Here is a 23,543-nt window from a genome sequence, read left to right on the forward strand (position 1 = left end):
TTAGTTGAGCTTGTTGAAGCTATCTTATATCGCCTAAAAATAGGGTCCAACCGCAGTGGAACTGTGGAGATCATTGCCAACGGAGAAATTTTTTAAAGGAACTGTTTTATCTTGGAATAGTGTCTATTACCATTTTAATAAGTGGAATAAGGCAGGTTGTTAGCGAAAGATTTTTATTAATTTACTAAGAGAATTTCGACAATATCTTGACTTATCAAAACTTTCCTTGGACGGTTCACATACTCCTTCAAAAAATGGAGGAGAGTCCGTTGCTTATCAAGGTAGAAAATCTTGTAAGACGACAAATGCTCTATTTATTGTTGATAATCAAGGAATTCCACTGTCTATGAGCACACCCCAAGATGGTAATCATGGCGACGCCCAGTCCATGATCTATATGAAATTAACATACTATTTGATGAACTTTGTGATATGTTAAAAGATGCAAGCATTAGCTTAGATGGCCTGTTTTTAAATGCTGATAGTGGACGATTCGCCGTTGCGATTCGATTCAAGAAAATTAAAAGAAGCTTGCTCTAAAGGAGGTATCATTGCCAATATCAAACCGAATCCAAGAAATAAACAAGAAAACAAAGTGCCAGAAATAGCAGATAATATGTTCTACAAAGGACGCTATGTAATTGAACGAACCAATGCTTGGATTGATAGCTTTAAGGCTCTTCTCATCAGGTTTGAATTCTTAGTACAAAATTGGATTTCTTTGCATCTTATGGCATTCTCGGTTATTTTATTACGAAGAGTCGCTAAAAAAACAAAAGTTTAAACAGCTTCAAGAATAAAACGCTACTCTACCCGATGATTTTTATAACTTGCTGACTATAAGCTTTTTTTGTTTTATAATCTTATAGAACACTCGGATGATTTTGTACGATAGATTAACTAAGTCGGAATTAGGGTTCTTTAGTAGTTCACGCAATAGATCCAAACCTGTTCTGAAAAAGCTTTTAGCCATGTAACCATGATTTTTAGCTTTTGTTTTTTGTACTTTACCATTATAGTATTTACCGATACTGTAACAAATTGCTGCGGCAAGACAGATAAATACTAAGAGGCTACTTAATTTTTTCATACATTTTAAATGTGTACTTTCTAAATCAAATCCTCGACTTTTTAGATTCTGAAAAAGTACCTCAATTGCCCAGCGTTTTCGATAAACTTCACCTAATTTCTTGGCTTTAAACTGACCAGCCAAAAAAAGAAAATCATTATTAGAAAGCTTTTTTAGCATTACATTACAGACAATGCCATCCACCAAAGCATCGTGAAAGTATCGCTATTTGTGCTGTTATAATAGGCACTCAATATGGTAAATACTTCCATATTTTAAGGTCAATAGATGATGTTTAGGTGAGCGCATACAAAAAGGAATGCTGTTTATTTTCAGGTATTTAAACCAGGAAGCACCTATAAACTCTCTATCGCCAACTATCCCCGCAATACGTTCTTTACCAATTACGGAAATCACTTTTTCTAATATCTCAATACGGTTCTTGTAACAACTGTTACCTGATTTATTATCTAATAATTGCCAATATAAGGGAATTCCTAATCTATCGAAGGAGGCTACAATCATTAGAATATTGTATTGAAATTTCCCAAAGATTAGGCATCCCCGTCCCACTCAGTTCTATCAATAGATAGAAAAACTTTCTTTTGGGGTAAAAATAAGGCTAGGGCACAACAAACTTTACAGAAATCAAAGTTAAAATCCTTAAAAAATCCCTGAATGCGACGCTCAGTTGAGGCTGTTTTTACTTTACCTGCAACGTAAAGTGCTATTTCATGGAATTGAACTTTTCTACTTTCAATCAGTCCTAACAGAATGTCAGAAATTGTTTTTTTACGGGCTAAATTTGTTGCCAGTGGAATCGTAAACAAGATTTTAGTAACTTTGTCGTGGATGAACTCTTTCATCTGAAAAGGCTGGTTTTGGTCGTTTTGCAACACAAAATTCAACCTTTTCCTTTTTTCTCCCAAAAATCATAGGGTAGAGTAATAAAACGCCATAACTCCTAAATCTAATTTGCAGAAATACTACTTTATTCAACGCTAAATACAAGAGCAAGGGTCAGCTGAGTCAATTCCTGATTCTTATCATTTTTTGAAAAAAACGTAGTATGACTCAAATTACAGGTTTATCTTTGCGCCATGGTAAACAAAGTCATAGCAATACTTCTACTGTTTTTACTAAACATTCCATTGTTTAGTAAGTGGAGCTTTGTGGTGTATTACCAAGTCAACAAAAGTTATATTGCCAAAGAGCTTTGTATCAATCGCAACAAGCCCCAACTACATTGTGACGGGAAATGTTTTTTAGCGAAAAAACTCAAAGCTGCTGAAGAAAAAGAACAAAAGGCAACTTCCGAGAAATTAGAAAAAATGCCTGAAATTGTACTTTTCTTCGACAATAGCCATGTTGACTTATCAGGACTTAGCTCTTTTGAAGAGTTACCTCAGCTTCATTCTTTTTCTTATCTAGAGCCTAGTTATGGCTCGCCACTTCTTGGGATTTTTCAACCTCCCAAAATATAATCCTCAATTTCCACAATGTAATGGAATTCCCCATCGGTGGGACATGGATTGACTATTGCTTTATGTTTTCGGATATATTATTAGCTCGTTGATAAGTACGGAATATTTGTACTTTTGTCAACGCCAGCAGAGTTATTTCTATAAAAACGAATCACGATAGTCATGAAAAAACACTTGTTATTAATCCTCGTATTATTTGTTGTGGCTTGTCACAAAAAAACAGATGAACCTAATCCTGAGGTTTATTTTGTGGCACCCAGTCATTTTCCTAAACCCGTGTATCCTATTGATTCTAATGTAATTACGGCGGCGGGTTTTGATTTGGGAAAAAACTTGTTTTACGACGGAATTTTATCGAGAGATAGTACCATTGCTTGTGGCGAATGTCATCGACAAACCTATGTTTTTACCCATCACATGCACGATTTGAGTCATGGAATTGACGGAAGAGTGGGGCTTCGAAATGCACAATCTTTACAAAACTTAGCATGGCGTGAGCGTTTTCAATGGGACGGTAAAGCGGCAACTTTAAACGAGCAACCCATTTTACCCATTGAGCACCCCGACGAAATGGACGATAAAATTGATAATGTCGTTGCCAGATTGGCACGTCACCAAGGCTATCGTGACAAGTTTAAAGCGGCTTTTGGTTCGGAGGGTGTAACCAAGGAGCGTATGCTTAAGGCACTGACTCAATTTATGCTAAGTTTGGTATCATATCAGTCCAGATACGACAAATATCTCCTGAAAGATGCATCGGCAAGTTTTACACAAGATGAGCTAGACGGGATGAGTTTGTTTAGCTCAAAAGGCTGTGCTAATTGCCATAAAGGCGTTTTGTTCACCGACGAAAGTTTTAGAAGTAACGGACTTTCTAAGTTTGAAAGAACAAAAATTGAATATATCAATGAGAAACCCGTGTTACAAATCGTAGTGGACGAAGGTAGATTTAGAGTTACAGGAAATGCGAATGATAAATTCAAATTTAAGGTGCCAAGTCTGCGAAATGTAGCGGCATCTTCGCCTTATATGCACGATGGACGGTACACGACCTTGCTCGAAGTATTGAATTTTTATGATGCTAGTGTACAAGATTATGGAACACTCGACCCGATTTTGCGACAATCTAATGGACGCTTAGGTATTCAGATGACATCAGAGGAAAAAAGAAAAATAATAGCTTTTCTGAATACACTCACAGACGACACTTTTTTAAAAGACAAACGCTTTGCAGAGCCTGATGGCTTCCCTGTAAGGTAAAACAAAAAATATTTTCATAAAATGAAATCTCTATTCAAATCAATATCAATTTTAACACTTGCTTTCTTTACAATAGTTTCTTGTTCTAAGGACGATATAGAGCCAATAGGCACAAGTGATAAAAATAATGTTAGCCTTGAGTTTGATAACTTGATGGGTGGACAGAAAATCGTCCTAGGTTCAACAACCGCTAAAAATGCAGCTGGTGAGGATTTTACCGTAACTACTTTGAATTATTATGTCAGTAATGTTTCATTGAAAAAAGTAGATGGCAGTACAGTTGACTTCAAAAATCAATATTTCTTAGTTCGTCAAGCCGATGCAACAACCTTGATTCAATCATTGAAAGATGTTCCAGCGGCTGATTATAAGGAAGTTACTTTTACGATTGGAGTAGATAGTGTAAAAAGTATTTCGCCAGTAGAAGAACGTACGGGCGTATTAGATCCAGCAGGATTCTCGGATGACGGTATGTACTGGTCATGGAACTCAGGTTATATCTTTATGAAATTAGAAGGGACATCATCAGCAGTGGCTGCAAATGCGGCAGGTGTCAGAAAATACCAATATCATGTAGGAGGTTTTGGTGGTCGTACCAGTGTTACTCCAAATAACTTAAGAACCGTTACGCTTTCATTGCCAAGTACGATGACCGTGCGCAAAAGTATTGCTCCGACGATTCATTTTGTGGCTGATGTAACTAAGGTATTTTCTGGCACTACAACGCTCAAATTGGCCGATGCTCCTGTAATTATGTCTCCTGCACTGGCTACTCCAATTGCCAATAATTACAAAAATATGTTTGTAGTAGACCACGTACACAATGACTAATTAATAACACGGTGGGACAAATAACATTGTCCCACCATTTCTGCTCTGAATAATCAATATAGTGATGCTTAGAAGATACGAACTTGAAAAGTGGCTTGAAGGCACTGGAATTGTGTTACTTCCCAAGCCAAGTTTTGCCGAAAGGGTATTTGAAATTATCCGTTTGACTAGTGAAAGCAGATTAGTTTTTTGGCTATTTCTATTTCACTTATTCTCATTTGGACTATTGCTGTCGGGAATACTATCAATCTTTTTGAAATGATGAAATATGTTCAATTAACACTTTTGATGACTTTTTTAAGTCTGATAGCATGTACAAAATCAGAGACAACGCCAACGATACGATTTGAGCAACCTAGTGATTTTCCAGCGCCAACCTATGATTTAGCTCGTAATCCTATTACGCCCGAAGGATTTGAATTAGGCAAAGCTTTGTTTGCTGATCCACTTTTGTCACGCGATAATACGATTAGTTGTTCAGAATGTCATAGTCAGAGTTTTGCTTTTACGCATCATGGGCATGATTTGAGTCATGGAATAGATGGAAAAGTCGGGATAAGAAATTCGTTGCCAATTCAAAATTTAGCTTGGCAGTCAGAATTCTTTTGGGATGGCGGTGTTGGCGACTTAGATTTTGTTCCCCTCGCCCCTATCGAAAATCCAGTAGAAATGGATGAGAAAATAGGTGTTATTCTCGAAAAACTTCGCAAGACTTCCTATTATCCAAGTCAGTTCAAAAAGGCTTTTGGAACGGAAGAAATCAATACACAAAGATTCTTAAAAGCTCTTTCTCAATATATGCTTACCTTGGTTTCGGCTAACTCGAAATATGACCAGGTGATGAGGAAAGAGAATGGAGCTATTTTTACAGCGGATGAACTAGCAGGTAAAAGTCTTTTTGAACAAAAGTGTGCTTCTTGCCACAGTGGAGTTTTATTTACGAATCAATCCTACCGCAATAATGGCTTAAGAATACAAGGCCCTGAAGATTTTGGCCGTGGAAAAATTACCGAATCAGAATCCGATAAGTACAAATTTAAAGTGCCAAGTTTGCGCAATATCGAAGTATCAGGACCTTATATGCACGATGGTCGTTTTTATACTTTAGAGGCTGTTTTGAACCATTATACCGATGATGTTCAGAATACTCCGAATCTCGACCCTTCGCTCAAAGGTGGTGTTTCGTTGACTGATGTGCAAAAAAAGCAAGTTATTGCTTTTTTAAAAACGTTGACAGACAAGACTTTTTTAGCTGATAAAAGATTGCAATAATCTTATTGTAGAGGGTCAATTTTAACCATGTTTTTATGCGATTCAAGATATTTTTACTCATATTCTGTTGTACATTTTTTTTCGAAAGCCGTGCTTGTGATATTTGTGGATGCTCCAATGGAAATGCCTTTTTTGGCATATTGCCACAATCTCACCGAGGTTTTTTAGGATTGCGTTATCGCTATTCAAATTTTGATTCGCATCTAAATTCACAATTACTGAAAACCAAAGAAAGTTTTCATACTACCGAACTTTGGGGACGATTTTATCCTTTGAAAAAAGTACAAATTCTAGCTTTTGTACCTTATAACTTTAATGCTCAAACGCAGATTTTACCAAATCTCACTAATACCATTCAAGGTTTGGGCGATATTACAATATTGGGGCATTACAATGTGTTGAATACCTTTTGGGATAGTACGGCGCATCAAGTAAATCATAATCTGATGCTTGGTGTGGGCGTAAAAGCTCCTACTGGTAGATTCAAATATGATTTGAATAGCTCTGAAGAAGTAGCTAATCCTAATTTTCAATTAGGAACAGGAAGTACAGATTTTTTACTGAATGCCATTTATACCGTTCGCTATGATCAATGGGGGTTGAATACTGATTTGACTTATAAGATCAATACTGAAAATAGTAATCAGTATCGGTATGGCAATAAGCTGACAACAGCATTGACGGCGTTTTATGCCAAAGGTTTTGGTCAAGGAAATACCCTAATGCCCAATGCAGGGGTCTATTGGGAATATGCCCAAAACGACCATGATAAAGGTATTATCAATAAAGATACTGGGGGTTATTTGGCTTCAGCAAATATTGGATGTGAGGCATTTTTTAAGAAATTTAGCCTTGGTCTAACACATCAAATGCCTTTTGCACAAGAATTGTCGAGAGGTGAATTAAAAGCAAATGCTCGTACGACTGCCCATATTACTTTTATGTTTTAATCCAGAATTCCAAAATGAAAACAATCTTATGCTCGATGTTGGTACTTGCAGCAAGTTTCCAACAAGCTCCTAAAGACAAAAAAGCAGCTAGTGAAAGCAAAAAAGAGGCAGTGGCAATGGAAGCCAAAGACCCTGTTTGCAAAATGCACGCTGAAAAAGACACGAAGTTCACAAGTACCTACAAAGGAAAGCAATACGGCTTTTGTAGCGTAGTTTGTAAAGAGATGTTTGATAAAAAACCTGAAAAGTTTGTGAAGAAATAAAGAAAAAGGGCTGGGAATTTCTTCCAGCCCTTTACTTTTGTGAAAATCTTTTAAGGCATCGCTCTAAAAGTATTTACCCAAATCAAAACAAACTATCGCTAAAGCATGAGAAGTACGTATATCATCAGAACAGTTATTTTATTAGGAATGATTTTTATCCTTGTTGACCTTGGCTTCTTTTTGAAAGGTGATTTTCATACAGGGCTAAACGATTACTTCAGAATTATTGATTGGAGCTGTTTTGGATATTCTTTATACCAAGTTTTTCAATTGAGTCGTTACCGCTTGCCAGACCAGATGATGAATAAATTGACTGTACGTTTGGTAGCATTTACCCTGATTTACTTTTTATTTATATTCGTTTTCAAAAGTTATGTTGTGCCAGCAGGGGTATTTATTGGACATATTTTGATTTTGAGAAATGAGCTAAATAGAATAGGGTAAGTTTTTGATTTTCAATAGTTTTTGTAATAAAAAAGGCGAATTGCACAACGGTGCAATTCGCCTTTTTTGTTTTTAAGCTAATATTCTACTGTTTTTTACCTTCAAAGCTCATACCCATTGCTTCGAGTTTAACGCCATTAACTTTTCCAGCATCATCTCTTACAAACTGTACTTTTGCTTTTCCGTCAGCATCATATTTGTCTGGCTCAAGTTCTGTCAGTGCACCGCCTTGACCTCCAGCGTTGAGTATTACTTTTCCGTCTTTTACCTCGACTTCAATAAACTCAAATGGCAAACCAGTCATTTTATATTTTCCAGCATAATCGCTCAAGTCTTTCGGTTTGGCTAGCTCAGCTGCTTGCGCAGGAGCACTATTTCCTAGTTCATCTTTGAAGGCTGTTCCCATAATTACCATGAGCGAACCTTCTGCTTTAGGGTTTTGGAAAACGATATACAAATCATGAGAGCCGTCTGTTGGATTAATTGGCACACTTAATGGTGAAGGAGCAAACCCTGCTTTATCACTAGCCTCCAAGAAGGCAGATTCACCTATAATTTTTCCTGTTGGCGAGTCTAGATGAATTTCGACTTTTCCTCCCTGTGCATTTAATTGCGCTTTGGGAGCTGTAGCCAACAACTCAAGTTGTTTGATATTAGTCAAATCAGCATTTTTCAACACAATGTAAGAACCTGATTTGCTAGGAATCATTAATTCATTTCCTCCAAAACTCATTTTTGAAACAGCCTCGTACTGGTCATATCCATGTGGACTGATACGTGGATTACGCAAGGTAAATGTTTGTTCTGAACTTAAAGAAGGAACACCATTTGCACCTTGATCTTGGTAAGAAGCACGTAAGATATATACTCCTTGACCTTTATCTCCAGCGCCAACTTTTGCAGTGAAGCTACCTTTTGTTGGAAGGGTTTCTTTTGCTTTTTCATCTGCCAAAGTCAAAATATATTTTACCATCTCAGCAGCGTCACCTGTTGATAATTGTGGGTGACCAGCCATGGCTACTTCGCCCCAAACTCCACTACCACCAGAGATTACTTTTTTAGTCAAACGCTCTAATGCACCTGCATCGCCTTTGTATTTTTTAGAAACCTCACGGTAAGTTGGTCCAACCGATTTTTTGTCCATGCTATGACAAGCCTGACAGTCACTTGCATCAATCAATTTTTTGCCTTTTACAAGTGCCGTACTAGCATCTGCCGAACGGTGACCTTGTGCGATAGCAATTTTGTCAAATCCTTCTGCCAAATAATCGATATTTACCGCTACTTGCTCTGGTTTGATTTTACCATTTTCGAGGCTACCATCTTCTTTATCTTTTACTTTTACTTCGTAATCAAAAGACTTATTAGGGAAGAAGAATGTTTTGTTACTTTTTGGCAAATCAAAAGACAATACAGGCGGTTCGTTACCAGCTGAAACTTCCATGGCTTGTGTGCTTACACCACCTTTGCCATCAGAAACCGTCAATGTCACATTATAGATACCTGCTTTGGCTAAAGTTACATCTGCTGATGGAGAAGCAATTACTTTATTGAATCCATTTTTCGAAGAAATTTTCCAAGAATAAGTCAAAGCATCGCCATCTGCATCTTTCGTTCCTTTTGAGTCAAGGCTAAGCTTGAATGGCAATGCTCCTCCCATTTGGTTGGCAGCCATTTGAATAGCTGGTTTACGATTACCACCATTATATTCGATACGAATCAAACGTGCATCGTCGTTGGCAGTAAACCACCCCGAACCGTACTCAAGCATATACAAATCGCCATTTTCGTCAAATTCCATATCCATTGGATTACTAAAGCGATAACTTGGCATAAACTGTTCCATATTGGTTAAGTTACCTTGTTTATCCATTGTTACAGCCATAATCCAACCACGCATCCAATCATATACTAACAATTTTTCGTTGTAATATTTTGGAAAAGCACGCTTTGCATTTTTAAAATCCTCGCTGTAAAATACTGGGCCAGCCATCGCATTACGACCACCACTACCTACCAAAGGGAACTCTGCCGAAGCAGCATAAGGATACCAAATAAATGCTTTTTGAGCAGGAGGTAATACCTTCAAACCTGTGTTGTGTGGTGAGTTGTTGGTTGGTGCTGCTGCATCCCATTTTTCTAAAGAAACGTTTTTAACGAAGTCATATTTATTGTATGCTTTGTTGTCACCTACAAAATGAGGCCATCCAAAGTTGCCAGGTTTACGTGCTTGTCCTACTTCATCGTGTCCTTCAGGTCCACGGTCTGCGGCAGGTTTACTAGCATCTGGACCTACTTCACCCCAATATACAAATCCTGTTTTCTGGTCAACCGAAATACGAAATGGATTACGGTGTCCCATTGTATAAATTTCAGGACGTGTATTTGGCGTACCCTTAGCAAATAAATTACCTTCAGGAATTGTATAAGAACCATCAACAGTAGGTTTGATACGGATAATTTTACCTCTTAAGTCATTGGTATTAGCCGAAGATTTTTGAGCATCCCAAGGCGCACGGTCAGGACGTTCGTCACTCGGACTATAGCCATTTGAGCCGTGAGGGTTGGTATTGTCACCTGTCGAAAGGTAAAGATTTCCCATTTTATCCCAAGCAATTGAGCCTCCTGTATGACAGCACTGTTCACGTTGTGTAGGAATATCTAACAAAATCTTTTTGGAAGACATCACTAATTCATCGCCCTTTAATTCAAATCTTGCCAAAACATTTTTAGATTCTTTTGGGTCAGAATAATACAAATAAATCCAATGGTTTTGAGCAAAATTTGGATCTTTGTTCAAACCCAACAAGCCATCTTCAGCTTCTGATTCTTTTCCTTCTTTATCTTTGTATTTAGTACTTACTTCAATGTTTGCAATGGTTTTAAGCTGTTTTGTTTTCAAATTGTACAAACGAACTGCGCCATGACGCTCGATAAACAAGATGCGACCATCGTTCAAAACGCTCAATTCCATTGGCTCATTGAGCTTTTCTTCCAAAATCACTTTCGCGAAACGGTTTTCTTCTGGACGAGCTTTAGAAAAGTCTAAAGGTTTAGGAGAATCTCCACCCATGACATAGTTTAAGCCAGCAGAAATATGGTCTAAGAAAAGAGGCTCAGCAAATGTTTCGTCAGTATGTCCCATAGCAGTATAGAACGAACGACCGCCATCAAATTCATGATACCAGCTAATAGGATGGTTATCACCATTTTTTCCACCTATATAACTTTTCTCATCAATTTTTACTACAACATTAATGGCAGGATTGATATTTTTGAAGCTATAAAACTCATCACTACGCTCAAACTCACTTGGCATATTTTTGGTAGCCCAATTGTTTTTGTCAATTACAAAAAACTTACCTTTTTGAACATTGCTCGGAGTCATTGGATGGTCAAGAAAGTAAGCACCTGCCAACTTGCCATACCAAGGCCAATCATACTCGGTATCTGTAGCCGCATGAATACCTAGATAGCCACCGCCTGCTTGAATATAACGCTCAAATTCAGCCTGTTGAGTTGGATTAAGCACGTCGCCTGTTGTACTCAAAAATACAACAGCATTGTATTTGCGAAGATTCTCATTGGTAAAAGCGTTAGCATCTTCTGTAAGGTCTACAGAAAAGCCTTTTTCTTTTCCCATTTTTTGAAAAGCTACTTTACCTACTTCAATAGAAGCGTGTCTAAATGCAGCGGTTTTACTGAAAACTAATACTCGTTTACCTACATTTTGAGCATAGGTACCAAACTGAATGATGGTACAGCCCAAGGCTAACAACAAGAGATTCAGTTTTCTCCATTGATTGAAAAGAAGGTTCTTCATTGGAATAGTGTTCTGAAGGGTTGTGTTAATTGGATAAGTTAAATTCTTAAAAGGTATATTTTTATTATTTTCCCATTTTGGGACAATAATACTTGAAATTTTAGAAGTAGCAAAATATTTATATAATTTTGTGATTAACCGTACTGATTGTGTAGACCTATGACATAAAATAAATAGTGTAGCTCAAATCGGGTATCTGACGGGTATAAATTGTTACTTTTAGCTCATAGTAGAAAATTAAATAGTAGAAGGTATCACATGGAGAGAAATGTTGATTTGAATGGATTTTTAGAAAATAAGCAAAATTTTATTCCTCACTTGTCAATTGACAGCGTCATTTTTGGTTTTCATCAAGATCAATTAAAAGTGTTGCTCCTGAGAGTTCATGATTCAGGAGTATGGAGTTTATCGGGTGGATTTGTGCGAATGGAAGAAGGTATCGATCCTGCGGCTTTGAGGATTTTGCGTGAAAGAACAGGTTTAGAAAATGTCTATTTGGAGCAATATCATACTTTTGGTCATGAAGACCGCTCCAAGAAAAATACCTTGGCAGATATTCTTGATTTTGGACATACGGAAGAATTTAGAAACTCGTGGCTCAACAAGCGATTTGTATCGATTGGCTATTATGCGTTAGTGGATTTTTCAAAAGTGAACCCAACACCTGATTCATTTAGTGATATAGCAGAATGGTTTGATTTAAAAGATTTGCCGCCTATGATTTTTGATCATAGAGAAATGATACACAAAGCGCTGGAGTCTCTTCGGGCTAACTTGGATACTAAATTGGTAGGATTTAATTTATTACCCGAAACCTTTACTATGCCTGAACTTCAAAGTCTTTATGAGACTATTTTGGGGTATCCGCTTCGCAGAAATAACTTTCAGCGCAAAATGTTAAGTATGGATATTTTGGAAAGAATCGAAAAACTATACACTGGTGCCGCCAATAAAGCGCCTTATCTGTACAAGTTTAAAGCTCCAACCACAGAAGTCGTTTAAATATTAGTGGTGAATTGTGAGTTGTGAAAATGACTAGTTCAAGACTTTGTCTTGGACTTATTTTTTTTAACAGTTTAAAAACTGAGGCAATACCTAGTCCGAGACTTAGTCTCGAACTAGGTATTTTACATTAGTACTGTACGAAGGTTTAGCTTTAAGATAAAATTGATGTAGTGGCAACTGCAAGAGTTGCCACTACATCAAAAAACACTAATCATAAGAACTCTTTTGAAAGAAAGAAAATCCTTCGTGTAACCCTAATTCCCCACTCACAATTCTACTTTAAGAATCAGTACAAATTCTGTTGAATAAATGGATTTCTAAACTTGCCTTTTGGATCGTAAGTGGCTAAAAGTTCTTTAAACTGCGGCAAAGGTTTAATAAGTGATTGAAGCTTTTTAGGGTTCATCGTAAACAATTTGCCCCAGTGCGGACGAGCATTGAATGGTGCTAATTGCGCTTCAATTAATGGTAAGAGTTGTTTTACCGCATTCCAATCTTGTTTCCATGTAAAGTGAAAGGCTACGGATGGTTGATGGTAATTGGCGCTCATCCAAAGGTCGTCGCCTGTCATCGTTCTTATTTCTGAAATAAATAAATGTGGGCTTACTTTTTCATGTAGTTTTTCGATAGCCATCATGGCTTCATAACCATGCTCGAAAGGAACAAAATATTCTGATTGCAATTCTTTGCCGCTACTTGGTGTAAAGCCCATTCTAAAATGGGGCATTCGTTCATACCAAGGTCCAGATACTCCCATTTGTCCTGTGCAGTTTTCGGCCGAAAGGTCCTCCAAAGGATGAAGATTACGTGTTGCCAATTTTGCTCCAAAATACTCTGTATCTGGCGTCGAAACATCCTCACTACGTTTTTTCAACCAAACTTGATTGACATTTTTGTTACGCCAATCTGTAAACAAACTTACACTGTAACCATTGGAAACGATGCTTTCAAAGTTTTTTTCCAAAGCTGACATGGGCATATTTTGATAGACCAACTGTTTCATCTCGAAGGTGTCTTGTAATGCCAAAGTCATTTTTGAAACAATACCTAAACCACCAAGAGCAACTACCGCTCCTTTTAAAGCTTCAGTATTTTCGTTTTTTGAAAAACTAACGATGTCGCCATTAGCAGTGATAATGTCTAATGCTCTTACACTAGTAGCCAAATTTCCATTTTTCACACCAGAGCCATGTGTCCCTGTTGAACATGCTCCTGCCACCGAAATATGTGGAAGTGATGCTAAGTTTGCTAGTGCAAAACCAGCTTCGTGAATTTCTTTACAAATTTGTCCATAGGTAGCACCACCTTCAATGGTTACCTCTTTGTTTGCTTTATCAATGGATAAAACTTTCTGCATTGATTTCAACGAAATCTGAGTTGCAGGAGTATCAGCAATATTATTGAAAGAGTGTCTGCTTCCCAAACCACGAATGATCGGTGTTTTTTTGACAAGCTCTTGCGCTTCAGCAATCGTCTGTGGCTCAAAATATTGCTTGGCACTGTATCGTAAATTTCCTGCCCAGTTGGTGCGAGGGGTATCGTTTGCTAAAATCATTTTGGGTAAAAAAGCGCCTCCTACCATTAAGGAAGATGTTTTAAGGAATGTACGTTTATTCATTATTTATAAGGGGAGTTAAGTGAATATTCTGACATTAACTAATTGGATAGGTACTTTCTGGCAATTATTTCTATATTTTAAGAATAAACCAAGATAAAATATTAAATATTAAAGGGTAATTTACGGAAAACTTACTGTAATTATCTCTTCAAAAATCCCCTTTTTCTTATGAGAAAATATTCACTTTTGTTATTGATTGCTAATCTGATATTAGGATTGACTGCTTTGGGTCAAAAATCTAAAAAGCTTTTTACCTTCCCAATTGGTGCGCAAGCCTATACTTTTAGAAATAGTTTTCCTAATGGAATAGTAGCCACACTCGATACTATCAAAGCACTTGGTATTACCGAACTGGAAGGGAATATTCCGAAAGGAATGGAAGCAACAGAGTATCTTAAATTGTTGAAAGAGAGAAATATAAAGGTTCCTTCGACAGGGGCAGGATACGAAGAGATTGTTGCAAATCCTATGAGTGTAGTTGAAAATGCCAAAAAGCTTGGTGCAAAATTCGTGATGGTGGCATGGATACCACACAAAGGCGATTTTGATATTTTTGAGGCGCAACAAGCGGTCGAAGATTTCAATCAAGTTGGGAAAATTTTAGCAGAAAATGGCATTACTTTTTGCTATCATATTCATGGATATGAATTTATCCCGTATCAGGACGGAACTCTTTTCGACTTTATTGCGCGACGTACCAACCCCAAGTATGTTTCTTTTGAACTAGATATGCTGTGGGCGTTTCATGGTGGTGCCAATCCCGAAGGACTTTTGGACAAATATCCTACCAGATTCAAAATGCTTCATGTAAAAGATTTGAGAAAGGGCGTTCAAGGAAATCATTCGGGCTCGACACCTGTGACTAATGACGTAACTTTAGGAACTGGTCAAATCGACGTGGCTGGCATTATCAGAAAGGCTAAAAAACTAGGAATAAAGCACTATTTTATCGAAGACGAAAGCCCAATTCAAAATATTCAAGTGCCACAAAGTATTGCATATTTGAAAAGCTTAAAAGAATAAGTCAGTGTGTTGAGATGGGTGTTACTTTGCGATTTTCACAAAAATCCTGTATCTATGTAACCAAATACCAACAGACTTTGTGATGAATTCAGTACACCGTTCGGCTTTTGTGAATGACCCTCGTAATGTTTATACGATTCCTGCCTTTAGCATCCATCTCCTCAACGAAATTTTGATTATTCAACATAGCGAATCTGTCCCTGATACAAGTATTAGGGGCTTTTTTGATTTGCCAGTTGGTCATATCGAAATCAATTGGGCTGTATTTGAGCATCCGATGGGCTATTTAATACAGGTCAATCAGGTTGCGGGGGCATTACAAACACATTGTAATTGTGGTGCCTCCAAAATAAAAATGTGTGATCATCAGGCACAAGCCTTACACAATGTACATAAGCATCAAGACTTACTAATTTTTTTTGATGAAGCATTGAGGTTTAGAAAAATGCGAGCCAAAGCGTATGATTATGGATTGGAGGCTGAGCCCGATTTAATGAAGTATTTTCGGGTACATTATCAAGAAAAACAAACACATATTCTTCCCAAAAATCCTGCTCTTTTTGCTTTTACCAACGATACAAAAGTGGTATTGCAAGACCAATTGCTGTCAGCAAATCACTGGCAACATTTGTCTAATTCGTCGGCACAAGAGAATCTGATTGTGGTTTTTAAACTACATAAATATTTCGACCATTTTCATTTAGAGCTATATCAAGCTGATTTTACCAAGGAGGGAAAACCTAAAAACCCATTGATTTCAAGAGCGCCACTAGATAAAATTTGGCAAATTGAAGACCCTGATGTATTGAAGTTTTTTATGGCAGTGGCTCGCTTTCAACATAATTATGAGCAAACACCTCCTGAAGAGGATTTAGCTAGCTTGAAAGCACTTGTTAAAAATCCTTTGGCATTACCTGTCTTTTATCATAATCATAAAACTTCTGTCAATATTGCCTCACAATCGATTGTGCCTGTGCAATTGAGTACGCTTCCAATAGAATTACAGTTGGAGGTTTTTCAGCAAGATGAGATGTATGAAATTAAGGTATATCTTCAAGTAAATGGGCAGGTATATCCATTGCAAGATTTGACTTTAAAATATGGGTATTTTATCCAAATTCATCAAACGATGTATTTGGTGGATAATCTTCATTTTCTCAAAGTAATTGCCTTTTTTAGAAGACATAATTATTATTTAGTCTTACACGAATCAAAATATACGGAGTTTCAAAAAGAGATTCTCGATCCACTTGAAAGACATGTACGTGTTAAATATTCATACCTAAAACCTGCTAGTCCTGAACAAATTCAAGAGGTAAATCTCAATCAAGCTTTAGTCAGAATGATTTATTTATCTGAATATGAAGACTATATCTTGCTGACGCCAACGATGGTTTATGGCGAAGTAGAAATTCCTGTTTTGTCCAAAAAACAACTCTATGCGATTGACCGAAAAGGTAAGCCTTTTACATTACCACGCAATGAACCAGAAGAGCAACGGTTTTTAGGAATATTGATTCGTCAACATCCTGATTTTGAGGAACAATTACATCAGGAGAGTTTTTATTTACATCGCAAGAGGTTTTTAGAAAATGAATGGTTTTTAGATGCTTTTGAGGTTTGGCGAGAACAACAAATCAAGATTTTAGGTTTTAACCAGTTCAAGAAAACTAGATTAAGCGCTCATAAAGCTCATGTGAGTGTGGTGGTTAATTCGGGTATGAATTGGTTTGATACAACCATCAAAATTCAGTTTGGGAAACAAAGAGTTTCGTTAAAGCATTTGCAAAAAACAATTAAAAACAAAGAGAAATATGTAACCCTCGACGACGGTTCATTGGGTATTTTGCCTGAATCATGGGTTTCAAAATTTGCGGATTACTTCCAAGCTGGAGAAATCGTCGAAGAAACTTTGCGAGTACCACAATCACGTTTGGGAAGTCTAGAAGAGCTTTTTGATGCTGAAATGCTGACGCAGGAAGTAAAGGCTTTGAGTCAAGATTTTAGAGATAAGATTGAAAATATAGACAAAATTGCCCCTATCCAAGTAACATCATCACTTCACGCTCAGTTGAGGAGTTATCAATCGGAGGGTTTGAATTGGTTGGCTTATTTGAATCAATTGAGTTTGGGCGGGGTATTAGCTGATGATATGGGTTTGGGTAAAACCCTTCAGGTATTAGCCTTATTTTTATGGCAAAAAGAAAGAAGCACCTTAAAAACTAATTTGGTGGTTGTGCCTACGACATTGATTTTTAACTGGCTACAAGAGATAAAAAAGTTTGCACCTAGTTTAAAGGTGCTAGTCATGCACGGATCTAATCGTCCTGAAAATACACTTGGTTTTGAGGAATATGATGTTGTTATTACGACTTATCATACGCTTTTGTCTGATATAAAGTTTTTACGAAAATACCTGTTTAATTATATTGTTTTGGATGAATCTCAAGCTATCAAAAATCCTGAATCACAGCGATATAAGGCTGTTTGTATGTTGCAAAGTCGCCATCGTTTGGTAATGACGGGGACACCAATCGAGAATAATACCTTTGATATTTATGCGCAGTTTTCCTTTGCTTGTCCAGGACTTTTGGGAACAAAGCGGTTTTTCAAAGAATACTATTCCATGCCGATAGACAAGTTTAAAGATTTGCCAAGAGCACAAGAATTACAACAAAAAATCAAGCCTTTTGTCCTTCGAAGAACCAAACAACAGGTAGCCAAAGAACTTCCCGAAAAAACAGAAATGGTACTTTACTGTGAAATGAGTACCGAGCAACGTCGTGTATATGAAGCTTACGAGCGAGAGTTTTGGGATTATTTGAATACGCAAAAAGAAGGAGATATACCGAAAGAAAGATTACATATTTTACAAGGTTTGACCAAACTCCGTCAAATATGTAATTCGCCTGCCTTGCTCAGTGATGAAGAGTTTTATGGACATGAATCTGCCAAATTGCAGGTTTTGATTGAAGAGATAGAGAACAAATCTCCCAAACACAAAATATTAGTTTTTTCACAGTTTGTAGAAATGTTGGAGTTGGTCAAAAAAGAATTGCTACTCCGAGATATACCATTTAGTTATCTGACAGGACAAACTACAAATCGTGCAAAGGTGGTGGAGCAATTTCAGAATGATGACCAAATTAGAGTATTTCTGATAAGCTTAAAGGCTGGAGGCATAGGACTGAATCTTACACAAGCCGACTATGTGTATTTGATTGATCCTTGGTGGAACCCAGCCGTAGAAAATCAGGCGATTGACCGAGTATATCGTATAGGACAACAGAAAAATATGGTTGCCGTTCGCTTGATTTGTCCAGATACCATTGAAGAAAAAATGATGGTATTGCAGTCTAATAAACAACATTTGGTCAATGAGTTGATTAAGACTGACCAAGATATGTTGCAACAAATGACGAAAGATGATTTGTTGAGGCTCCTAAAACATGGATCCTTTCTAATTTAGTGATTTACAATTGAGTGAATGAGTGATTATTCTAAAATTTTCTGATTACTAGATAGACAAAATTGAAGTTCCTAGTTCAAGACTTAGTCTTGGACTTACTTTTTAAAACAGTTTTAAACTGTTTTAAAAAGTAAGTCCAAACACTTGAATGACACTTTTTCGCTTTGTCCAGTAATCAGAAAATTTATAGAATCATCCAATGATGAGTAATTTGGGTATTTTCTTTAAATTTATTTTACTACACTCGGATACAAAACACCGTCAAGATTGGTCATTGATAGTCCCAACAATTTTGCTACGATTGGAGCAATATCTTCAAGTCCCATGGTTGGAATCACTACATTAGATTTTATATCTGCACCATAAGCAATAAAACCCGTTTCTATTTCTTTGAAGTTTGGAAAATACCCATGCGTTCCACCTTTCGCAGGCTTTAGGAATGGTTCTTCGAAAGAATCCGAAAATGAAAACCCTTGTTTGGCCGTCAGAGCCAGTGCTGCCTCTGGATCAGCACCAATAGCTTGATAATCTTCAGTTTTTACAATATCAAATAGCTTTTTTGTACTAGCTGGCAAATCATTCAGAATCTTTTGTACTTGCTTCAACGTTTGTTGGTCGTTTTTATCTTTCAAATACAAAAATGCCATTCCGCCTTGTGGATGGAAAGTCGCTTTCCAATTTCCTCTATCTTTTTTCTTTTCCATCAAACCTGCTTTTACGAGCCATGTGTTTGGTGAAAGTTGTGCATGAATATCCACAAATCCATGATCACCAACAATCAAAAACGTAGTGCTATCTTTGATACCTGCACGTTCGGCAGCTTCCATGATTTTACCTACAGCACGGTCAGCACCCGCGATGGCTCTTTCAACACTTGGACCATTGCGACCTTCTTTGTGTTCAAAGTGATCTAAATTAAAAATGTGGACAGTTGTCAAATTTGGTTTGTATTTTTCCAATACGTAAGCTGCCATCCTTGCGATATTTTCATCCATCGTCAAATAATCGCTATCCATTGCTTTAGCAGTCAATTTACCCGTTGCTTCACGTTCAATTTCTTCAAACAGACCTTGTGGTTTGGCAAATTTGCGCATTTGAATCAATGGATCTGCTACATTTTTTTCAATTTCTGTTTCTGGAATATTATAGTCTACAGTTTGTGTACCAACTGTTACAGGCCAGTGAATAGAAGCCGTTTTTAGACCTTTTTTGTGAGCGGCATCCCAGATTGTTTCTGCTTTAATCAAATTGTTTTCCCAGTTCCAACGTCCTGTTTGTCCAGTCGGCTCAAATGGAGTATTATGAAAAATTTTGTGTTTGTTTGGTAAAACTCCTGTCACAATGGTAGTATGCGAAGGATAAGTAACTGTGGGGAAAACGCCTCTTACACCGTCTGAAGAAGCACCATTTTGAGCCATTTCATGAAGGTTTGGTGTTGGCCATTGTGCTTGTCTATAAAAGTCTGGGCGAAAGCCATCGAGACTGATCACAACTACATACTTTGATTTTTGGGCGAATGTTATTGACACTGACGTAAGCAATAACATAAGGAAAATAGCTTTTTTCATTTTAGAGAATGTAAAGGTAGGGTTTGAAAAAAGGCGGTTAAAGTAATAATCTGCTTTAACCGCCTACAAAAGTGATATATTAAAATGCGTATCTTAATCCAAGCTGAATACGCCAAGGAGTACCTCCTGCGGTAGATTGCTTGCGACCAGCGCCACTTTCAACAGTGTAGGTATAGTTTTTGGTTGTTTGGTCAAAACCAGTCATTGTTACCAAGTTGATATTACCATGGTTATAGCTTACCCCCTGTGTTTTGTCCAAAAGATTCATAAAGTTGAAGCAGTCAGCAGATACAGAAAGGGTTCTACTAAGAATTTTTATATCCTTGGTTAAACGTAAATCAACCGTGTAATAGAATGGATTGACACCGCCATTTCTTTCTGCTACTTTACCAATATTTTGTCTGATGTAATTTTTAACACTTTCTGTAACTTCTGGGTTATCCAACAATCCTTGAATCCCCTTTCTAATTGGCTCTGGAACACTTGGATTATTTGGGTCAAAAACAAAAGCTAAGTCATTCGTTAGTACAAAGTCTCCATTCAAACTCTTATTACCACCAACCATAAACGAATAGCGAGTTCCTCCAACACCATTGAGAATTGCCCCTAATTGAAATCCTTTCACGCTTGGAGTAGCTGCTGAAATCACTAATTTGTCTGAGAATTGGTCATCAGAATATGAAACAGTTTGGTCACGAGGGTCGTCTACTACTGGTCTGAAAGTAGATGTATTGGCTACACAACAATTGAATGAGGTATTATCTTTGGTGTCATTTTTGGTATAACTTACTGATAAATACCCATCTTGTCCGATTTTCATACTCGCATCTAATACAATAGCGTATTGGTCTAACACACCTGTAGACTCTAGTTCAAGCACGCGACCAAGGTTTTTATCTTTCCTACCTTGTGTCCAGTCTGTTGAGCCATTGGCAGGAATAGTGTTAGCAGGAACATAAACACCACGATTTGCCTCGTTACTCAATCTGAAATAAGGCTCGTCTACGATATTTCGGTCATAGTACACATAGTTGTTGACTGTTTTTGACCAAAGTAAATTGACACCAGCTCTGAATCTTTCGTTGAAAAATCTATTGTAAGAAAGGTTTACTTTATAAATAGAAGGAACTTGAAAATCTTTACTTACCGCATTAATTGTAGACACATAACTTGCTCCTGCTGGAATGCCAGGCGTAGTAGATGGGTTGTTACGATATGAAACAAAATCAGGGAAAGGAACACCAGCACCTGAAATATCAATTGAACCAACCATTGTTCCACTGTTTTGAATATTATTCAATTGCAAATATGAAACTGGCTGTGCCGAGAATATCCCACCACCTAATTTGACAATATCTTTTTGGCGACCTTTTACATCCCAAGTCAATTGAAAACGTGGTTGGATATTGTTATAATCCGCTAAAGTATTGTTTGTTTTTATGCCTAAACTTGTTTCAGTTTTAGGATTAGCATCACCTTGACGGAAGAAAATAGTAGCATCATAACGTAAGCCAAACATAGCACTTACGTTTGGAGTCGGATTAAAATCAACTTGAGCGAATAGCGCTAAATCAAGTAAAGATTGCTTAACGGCTGGATTAACCAAGGGAACTTCTCTAGCATAACGACTTGGTTTTTGGTCGATAAAATCTTGTAAGCTATTGAAGAAAAAGCGACCATTCATTTCGTTGACAATTGTTGAGTTCAAAAAAGTCAACATGTTGTCAGTACCGAATTTGTAGTTAAAGGCTCCTTTGCGTAAATACGTGGTATTGGCTAATTGGATCGTTTTATCTCTTGTGGTTTCAGTACCAAAACGTTGTCCCCCAAACTGAACTGTTCTGGTTTGTGTAGCACTTGGGTTCGTCGCTGTTGGAATCACAGAACGTACTGTTATAATCGCTCTAGGAATATTGGCACTTGGCAAATCATCATTGACGATATAGTCACGCGCAACAGTTTGATACTGCACTTTCAATTCGTTAGTTACGTCTGGACTCAGTGATGAACGTAACGAAACTAATGTGCTATTTTCAAGAGATTTAAAGCCAATCCAACTTTCAAGTAAATTTATATTTGAGTTGTCAGTTGTAGAATTTGGACTCAACCAAGTGGTAAGGTTGTTACGAAAAGTAAGTTTGTTTTTATCGTTAATCTGCCAATCCAATCGGGTAAAAAGTGCATTAGCTTCTGTTTGTCTCGAAAAATCTCCATATTGTTGGGTGTTTTTCATGCCGTATTTTGCCCTTGCTACTTCAATCAACTTATCCAAATTTTCCTTAGTTATACCAAAGTTTTGTTCTTGTGTTTGGTCATAAACTGGAGCAATCTGATAAGGGATCGTTTCTGTCTGACGGTCATAAGCTACGAAGTAGTGAAGTTTATCTTTTACGATCGCTCCACCTAGAGAGAAGCCATATTGCTTTTGGTCAAAAACCGTGGTACGAGGTGTTCCATTGATATTGTACTCACTAGCCAAAGGGAAAAGCTTGTTACCTACAAAGGTTGCTTGATTAGCACGTTGAAAAAAGAATGCCGAACCTTCGGTTTTATTAGTACCATTTTTGGTAACAGCATTTACCGAACCGCCACCTTGACGACCCTGCGTCACATCATAATTATTAGTTGAAACCTGATATTCACGTATTGCTTCTTGTGAAATGGTATAGGGCCCATTACCTACTGCGCCGTTGGTGTACATACTACGAGCATTTACCCCATCCATCGTAACATTGGTCGAGGAGCTACGCTGACCGCCAAAACTACCATTTTTACCTTGAAGTGGAGACAATGCTGTTAGCGCCGTAAAGTTACGTCCTTCCATAGGTAACTGCTTCATCTGGAGCGAGGTCACGGCGATAGCAGCACCAGCACGTTCAGTTTCTTTATTGACAAAGTTGGCACTTACTACCACCTCCTTTAGTTCGGTGTTGCTTTGTTTGAGTTGAGCATTCACTCTTAATTTGTCACCTTGATTCAATGCATAGTCTGTGAATTTTGTAGTTTGATACCCCACAAATGAAATGGTAATGGAATATGGCTTACCCAAGGGCAATTGTTGTAGTTGATACTCACCTTGTGCATTGGTGACAGTCCCTGTCTGGAAGCCTGTTGATTCGTTACGAACCTTCACTGAAACACCTGGTATAATTTCGCCACTTTCGTCTGTGATTTTTCCTAAAATGGTAGCATCCGTACCTTGTGAAAATGAATTAAATGAGATAAACAGTACAGAAAAAATAAGGAAAATCTGGAGCTGTTTTACACGGTTTGAGAATTTGTTTGAAATAGTAAACGTGAGCATAAATGCGTATGGGTTTTGTTGAGGCCACAAAAGTATGACGACATTTTATGCTCTTTATCTGCTTTTTCTAATGTGAACAAATTTTCATTTTGGGGTAACCTCAGTTTTAAATACCCTGATTTTTAGCTACTTTATAGGTATGATTTGATATTGTTCTGAT

General features: G+C 37.3%; 17 protein-coding genes. 11 read left to right on the forward strand and 6 right to left on the reverse strand.

The window, feature by feature from the left end; translation table 11 throughout:
* Positions 1 to 475 precede the first annotated feature (475 nt).
* On the forward strand, positions 476 to 784 hold the full coding sequence (locus GVN22_RS11265; RefSeq protein ID WP_166551131.1) for a transposase: 309 nt from the start codon (positions 476 to 478) through the stop codon (positions 782 to 784).
* A 39-nt stretch (positions 785 to 823) separates the two neighbouring features.
* On the opposite strand, the gene GVN22_RS11270 is transcribed toward GVN22_RS11265, so the two are convergent.
* Positions 824 to 1,249, reverse strand: a complete 426-nt coding sequence (locus GVN22_RS11270) for a transposase (RefSeq protein ID WP_166551132.1) — start codon at positions 1,247 to 1,249, stop codon at positions 824 to 826.
* Positions 1,250 to 1,623: 374 nt separating this feature from the next.
* Positions 1,624 to 1,935: a hypothetical protein gene (locus GVN22_RS11275; protein ID WP_166551133.1), complete on the reverse strand. Its 312-nt coding sequence runs from the start codon at positions 1,933 to 1,935 to the stop codon at positions 1,624 to 1,626.
* A gap of 234 nt (positions 1,936 to 2,169) precedes the next feature.
* Between GVN22_RS11275 and GVN22_RS11280 the strand changes: the two genes are divergently transcribed.
* The 7 genes from GVN22_RS11280 (at position 2,170) to GVN22_RS11310 (ending at position 7,573) form a co-directional block, all read left to right on the forward strand.
* Positions 2,170 to 2,553, forward strand: a complete 384-nt coding sequence (locus GVN22_RS11280) for a hypothetical protein (protein WP_166551134.1) — start codon at positions 2,170 to 2,172, stop codon at positions 2,551 to 2,553.
* A 162-nt stretch (positions 2,554 to 2,715) separates the two neighbouring features.
* Complete coding sequence (locus GVN22_RS11285) at positions 2,716 to 3,813, forward strand: cytochrome-c peroxidase (RefSeq protein ID WP_166551135.1); 1,098 nt, start codon at positions 2,716 to 2,718, stop codon at positions 3,811 to 3,813.
* A 21-nt stretch (positions 3,814 to 3,834) separates the two neighbouring features.
* Positions 3,835 to 4,644, forward strand: a complete 810-nt coding sequence (locus GVN22_RS11290) for an MbnP family protein (protein ID WP_166551136.1) — start codon at positions 3,835 to 3,837, stop codon at positions 4,642 to 4,644.
* Between the two features lie 258 nt (positions 4,645 to 4,902).
* Complete coding sequence (locus GVN22_RS11295; RefSeq protein WP_240915613.1) at positions 4,903 to 5,916, forward strand: cytochrome-c peroxidase; 1,014 nt, start codon at positions 4,903 to 4,905, stop codon at positions 5,914 to 5,916.
* Between the two features lie 35 nt (positions 5,917 to 5,951).
* Positions 5,952 to 6,866 carry a transporter gene (locus tag GVN22_RS11300; protein WP_166551137.1) on the forward strand — a complete coding sequence of 305 codons (915 nt, stop codon included), beginning with the start codon at positions 5,952 to 5,954 and terminating at the stop codon, positions 6,864 to 6,866.
* A gap of 14 nt (positions 6,867 to 6,880) precedes the next feature.
* Positions 6,881 to 7,129, forward strand: a complete 249-nt coding sequence (locus GVN22_RS27730) for a YHS domain-containing protein (protein WP_205690865.1) — start codon at positions 6,881 to 6,883, stop codon at positions 7,127 to 7,129.
* 105 nt (positions 7,130 to 7,234) lie between these two features.
* On the forward strand, positions 7,235 to 7,573 hold the full coding sequence (locus GVN22_RS11310; RefSeq protein ID WP_166551138.1) for a hypothetical protein: 339 nt from the start codon (positions 7,235 to 7,237) through the stop codon (positions 7,571 to 7,573).
* Between the two features lie 85 nt (positions 7,574 to 7,658).
* Here the strand turns inward: GVN22_RS11310 and GVN22_RS11315 are convergent, their stop codons facing one another.
* The gene (locus tag GVN22_RS11315; protein WP_166551139.1) at positions 7,659 to 11,396 is read right to left on the reverse strand and encodes a ThuA domain-containing protein; all 3,738 of its coding nucleotides are present in this window, start codon (positions 11,394 to 11,396) and stop codon (positions 7,659 to 7,661) included.
* Positions 11,397 to 11,654: 258 nt separating this feature from the next.
* Between GVN22_RS11315 and GVN22_RS11320 the strand changes: the two genes are divergently transcribed.
* Positions 11,655 to 12,398 carry an NUDIX domain-containing protein gene (locus GVN22_RS11320; RefSeq protein WP_166551140.1) on the forward strand — a complete coding sequence of 248 codons (744 nt, stop codon included), beginning with the start codon at positions 11,655 to 11,657 and terminating at the stop codon, positions 12,396 to 12,398.
* Between the two features lie 289 nt (positions 12,399 to 12,687).
* Here GVN22_RS11320 and GVN22_RS11325 read toward each other — a convergent pair whose 3' ends face one another.
* On the reverse strand, positions 12,688 to 14,019 hold the full coding sequence (locus GVN22_RS11325) for an FAD-binding protein (protein ID WP_166551141.1): 1,332 nt from the start codon (positions 14,017 to 14,019) through the stop codon (positions 12,688 to 12,690).
* Positions 14,020 to 14,187: 168 nt separating this feature from the next.
* On the opposite strand from GVN22_RS11325, the gene GVN22_RS11330 reads away from it, so the two are divergent.
* Both GVN22_RS11330 and GVN22_RS11335 read left to right on the forward strand, forming a co-directional pair.
* Positions 14,188 to 15,042 carry a sugar phosphate isomerase/epimerase gene (locus tag GVN22_RS11330; protein WP_166551142.1) on the forward strand — a complete coding sequence of 285 codons (855 nt, stop codon included), beginning with the start codon at positions 14,188 to 14,190 and terminating at the stop codon, positions 15,040 to 15,042.
* A gap of 82 nt (positions 15,043 to 15,124) precedes the next feature.
* Entirely contained in the window at positions 15,125 to 18,511 is a 3,387-nt protein-coding gene (locus tag GVN22_RS11335) for a DEAD/DEAH box helicase (RefSeq protein ID WP_166551143.1), read from the forward strand.
* Between the two features lie 230 nt (positions 18,512 to 18,741).
* Here the strand turns inward: GVN22_RS11335 and GVN22_RS11340 are convergent, their stop codons facing one another.
* Together GVN22_RS11340 and GVN22_RS11345 are read right to left on the reverse strand one after the other, a co-directional pair.
* The gene (locus GVN22_RS11340) at positions 18,742 to 20,079 is read right to left on the reverse strand and encodes an alkaline phosphatase family protein (protein WP_166551144.1); all 1,338 of its coding nucleotides are present in this window, start codon (positions 20,077 to 20,079) and stop codon (positions 18,742 to 18,744) included.
* A gap of 79 nt (positions 20,080 to 20,158) precedes the next feature.
* Positions 20,159 to 23,383 (reverse strand): TonB-dependent receptor, encoded by a 3,225-nt coding sequence (locus GVN22_RS11345; protein ID WP_166551145.1) that lies wholly within the window; start codon positions 23,381 to 23,383, stop codon positions 20,159 to 20,161.
* Between the last annotated feature and the right edge of the window lie 160 nt (positions 23,384 to 23,543).

This window comes from Cellulophaga sp. BC115SP (genome assembly GCF_009905545.1).
GTDB classification, from domain to species: Bacteria; Bacteroidota; Bacteroidia; order Cytophagales; family Spirosomataceae; genus Flectobacillus; species Flectobacillus rivi.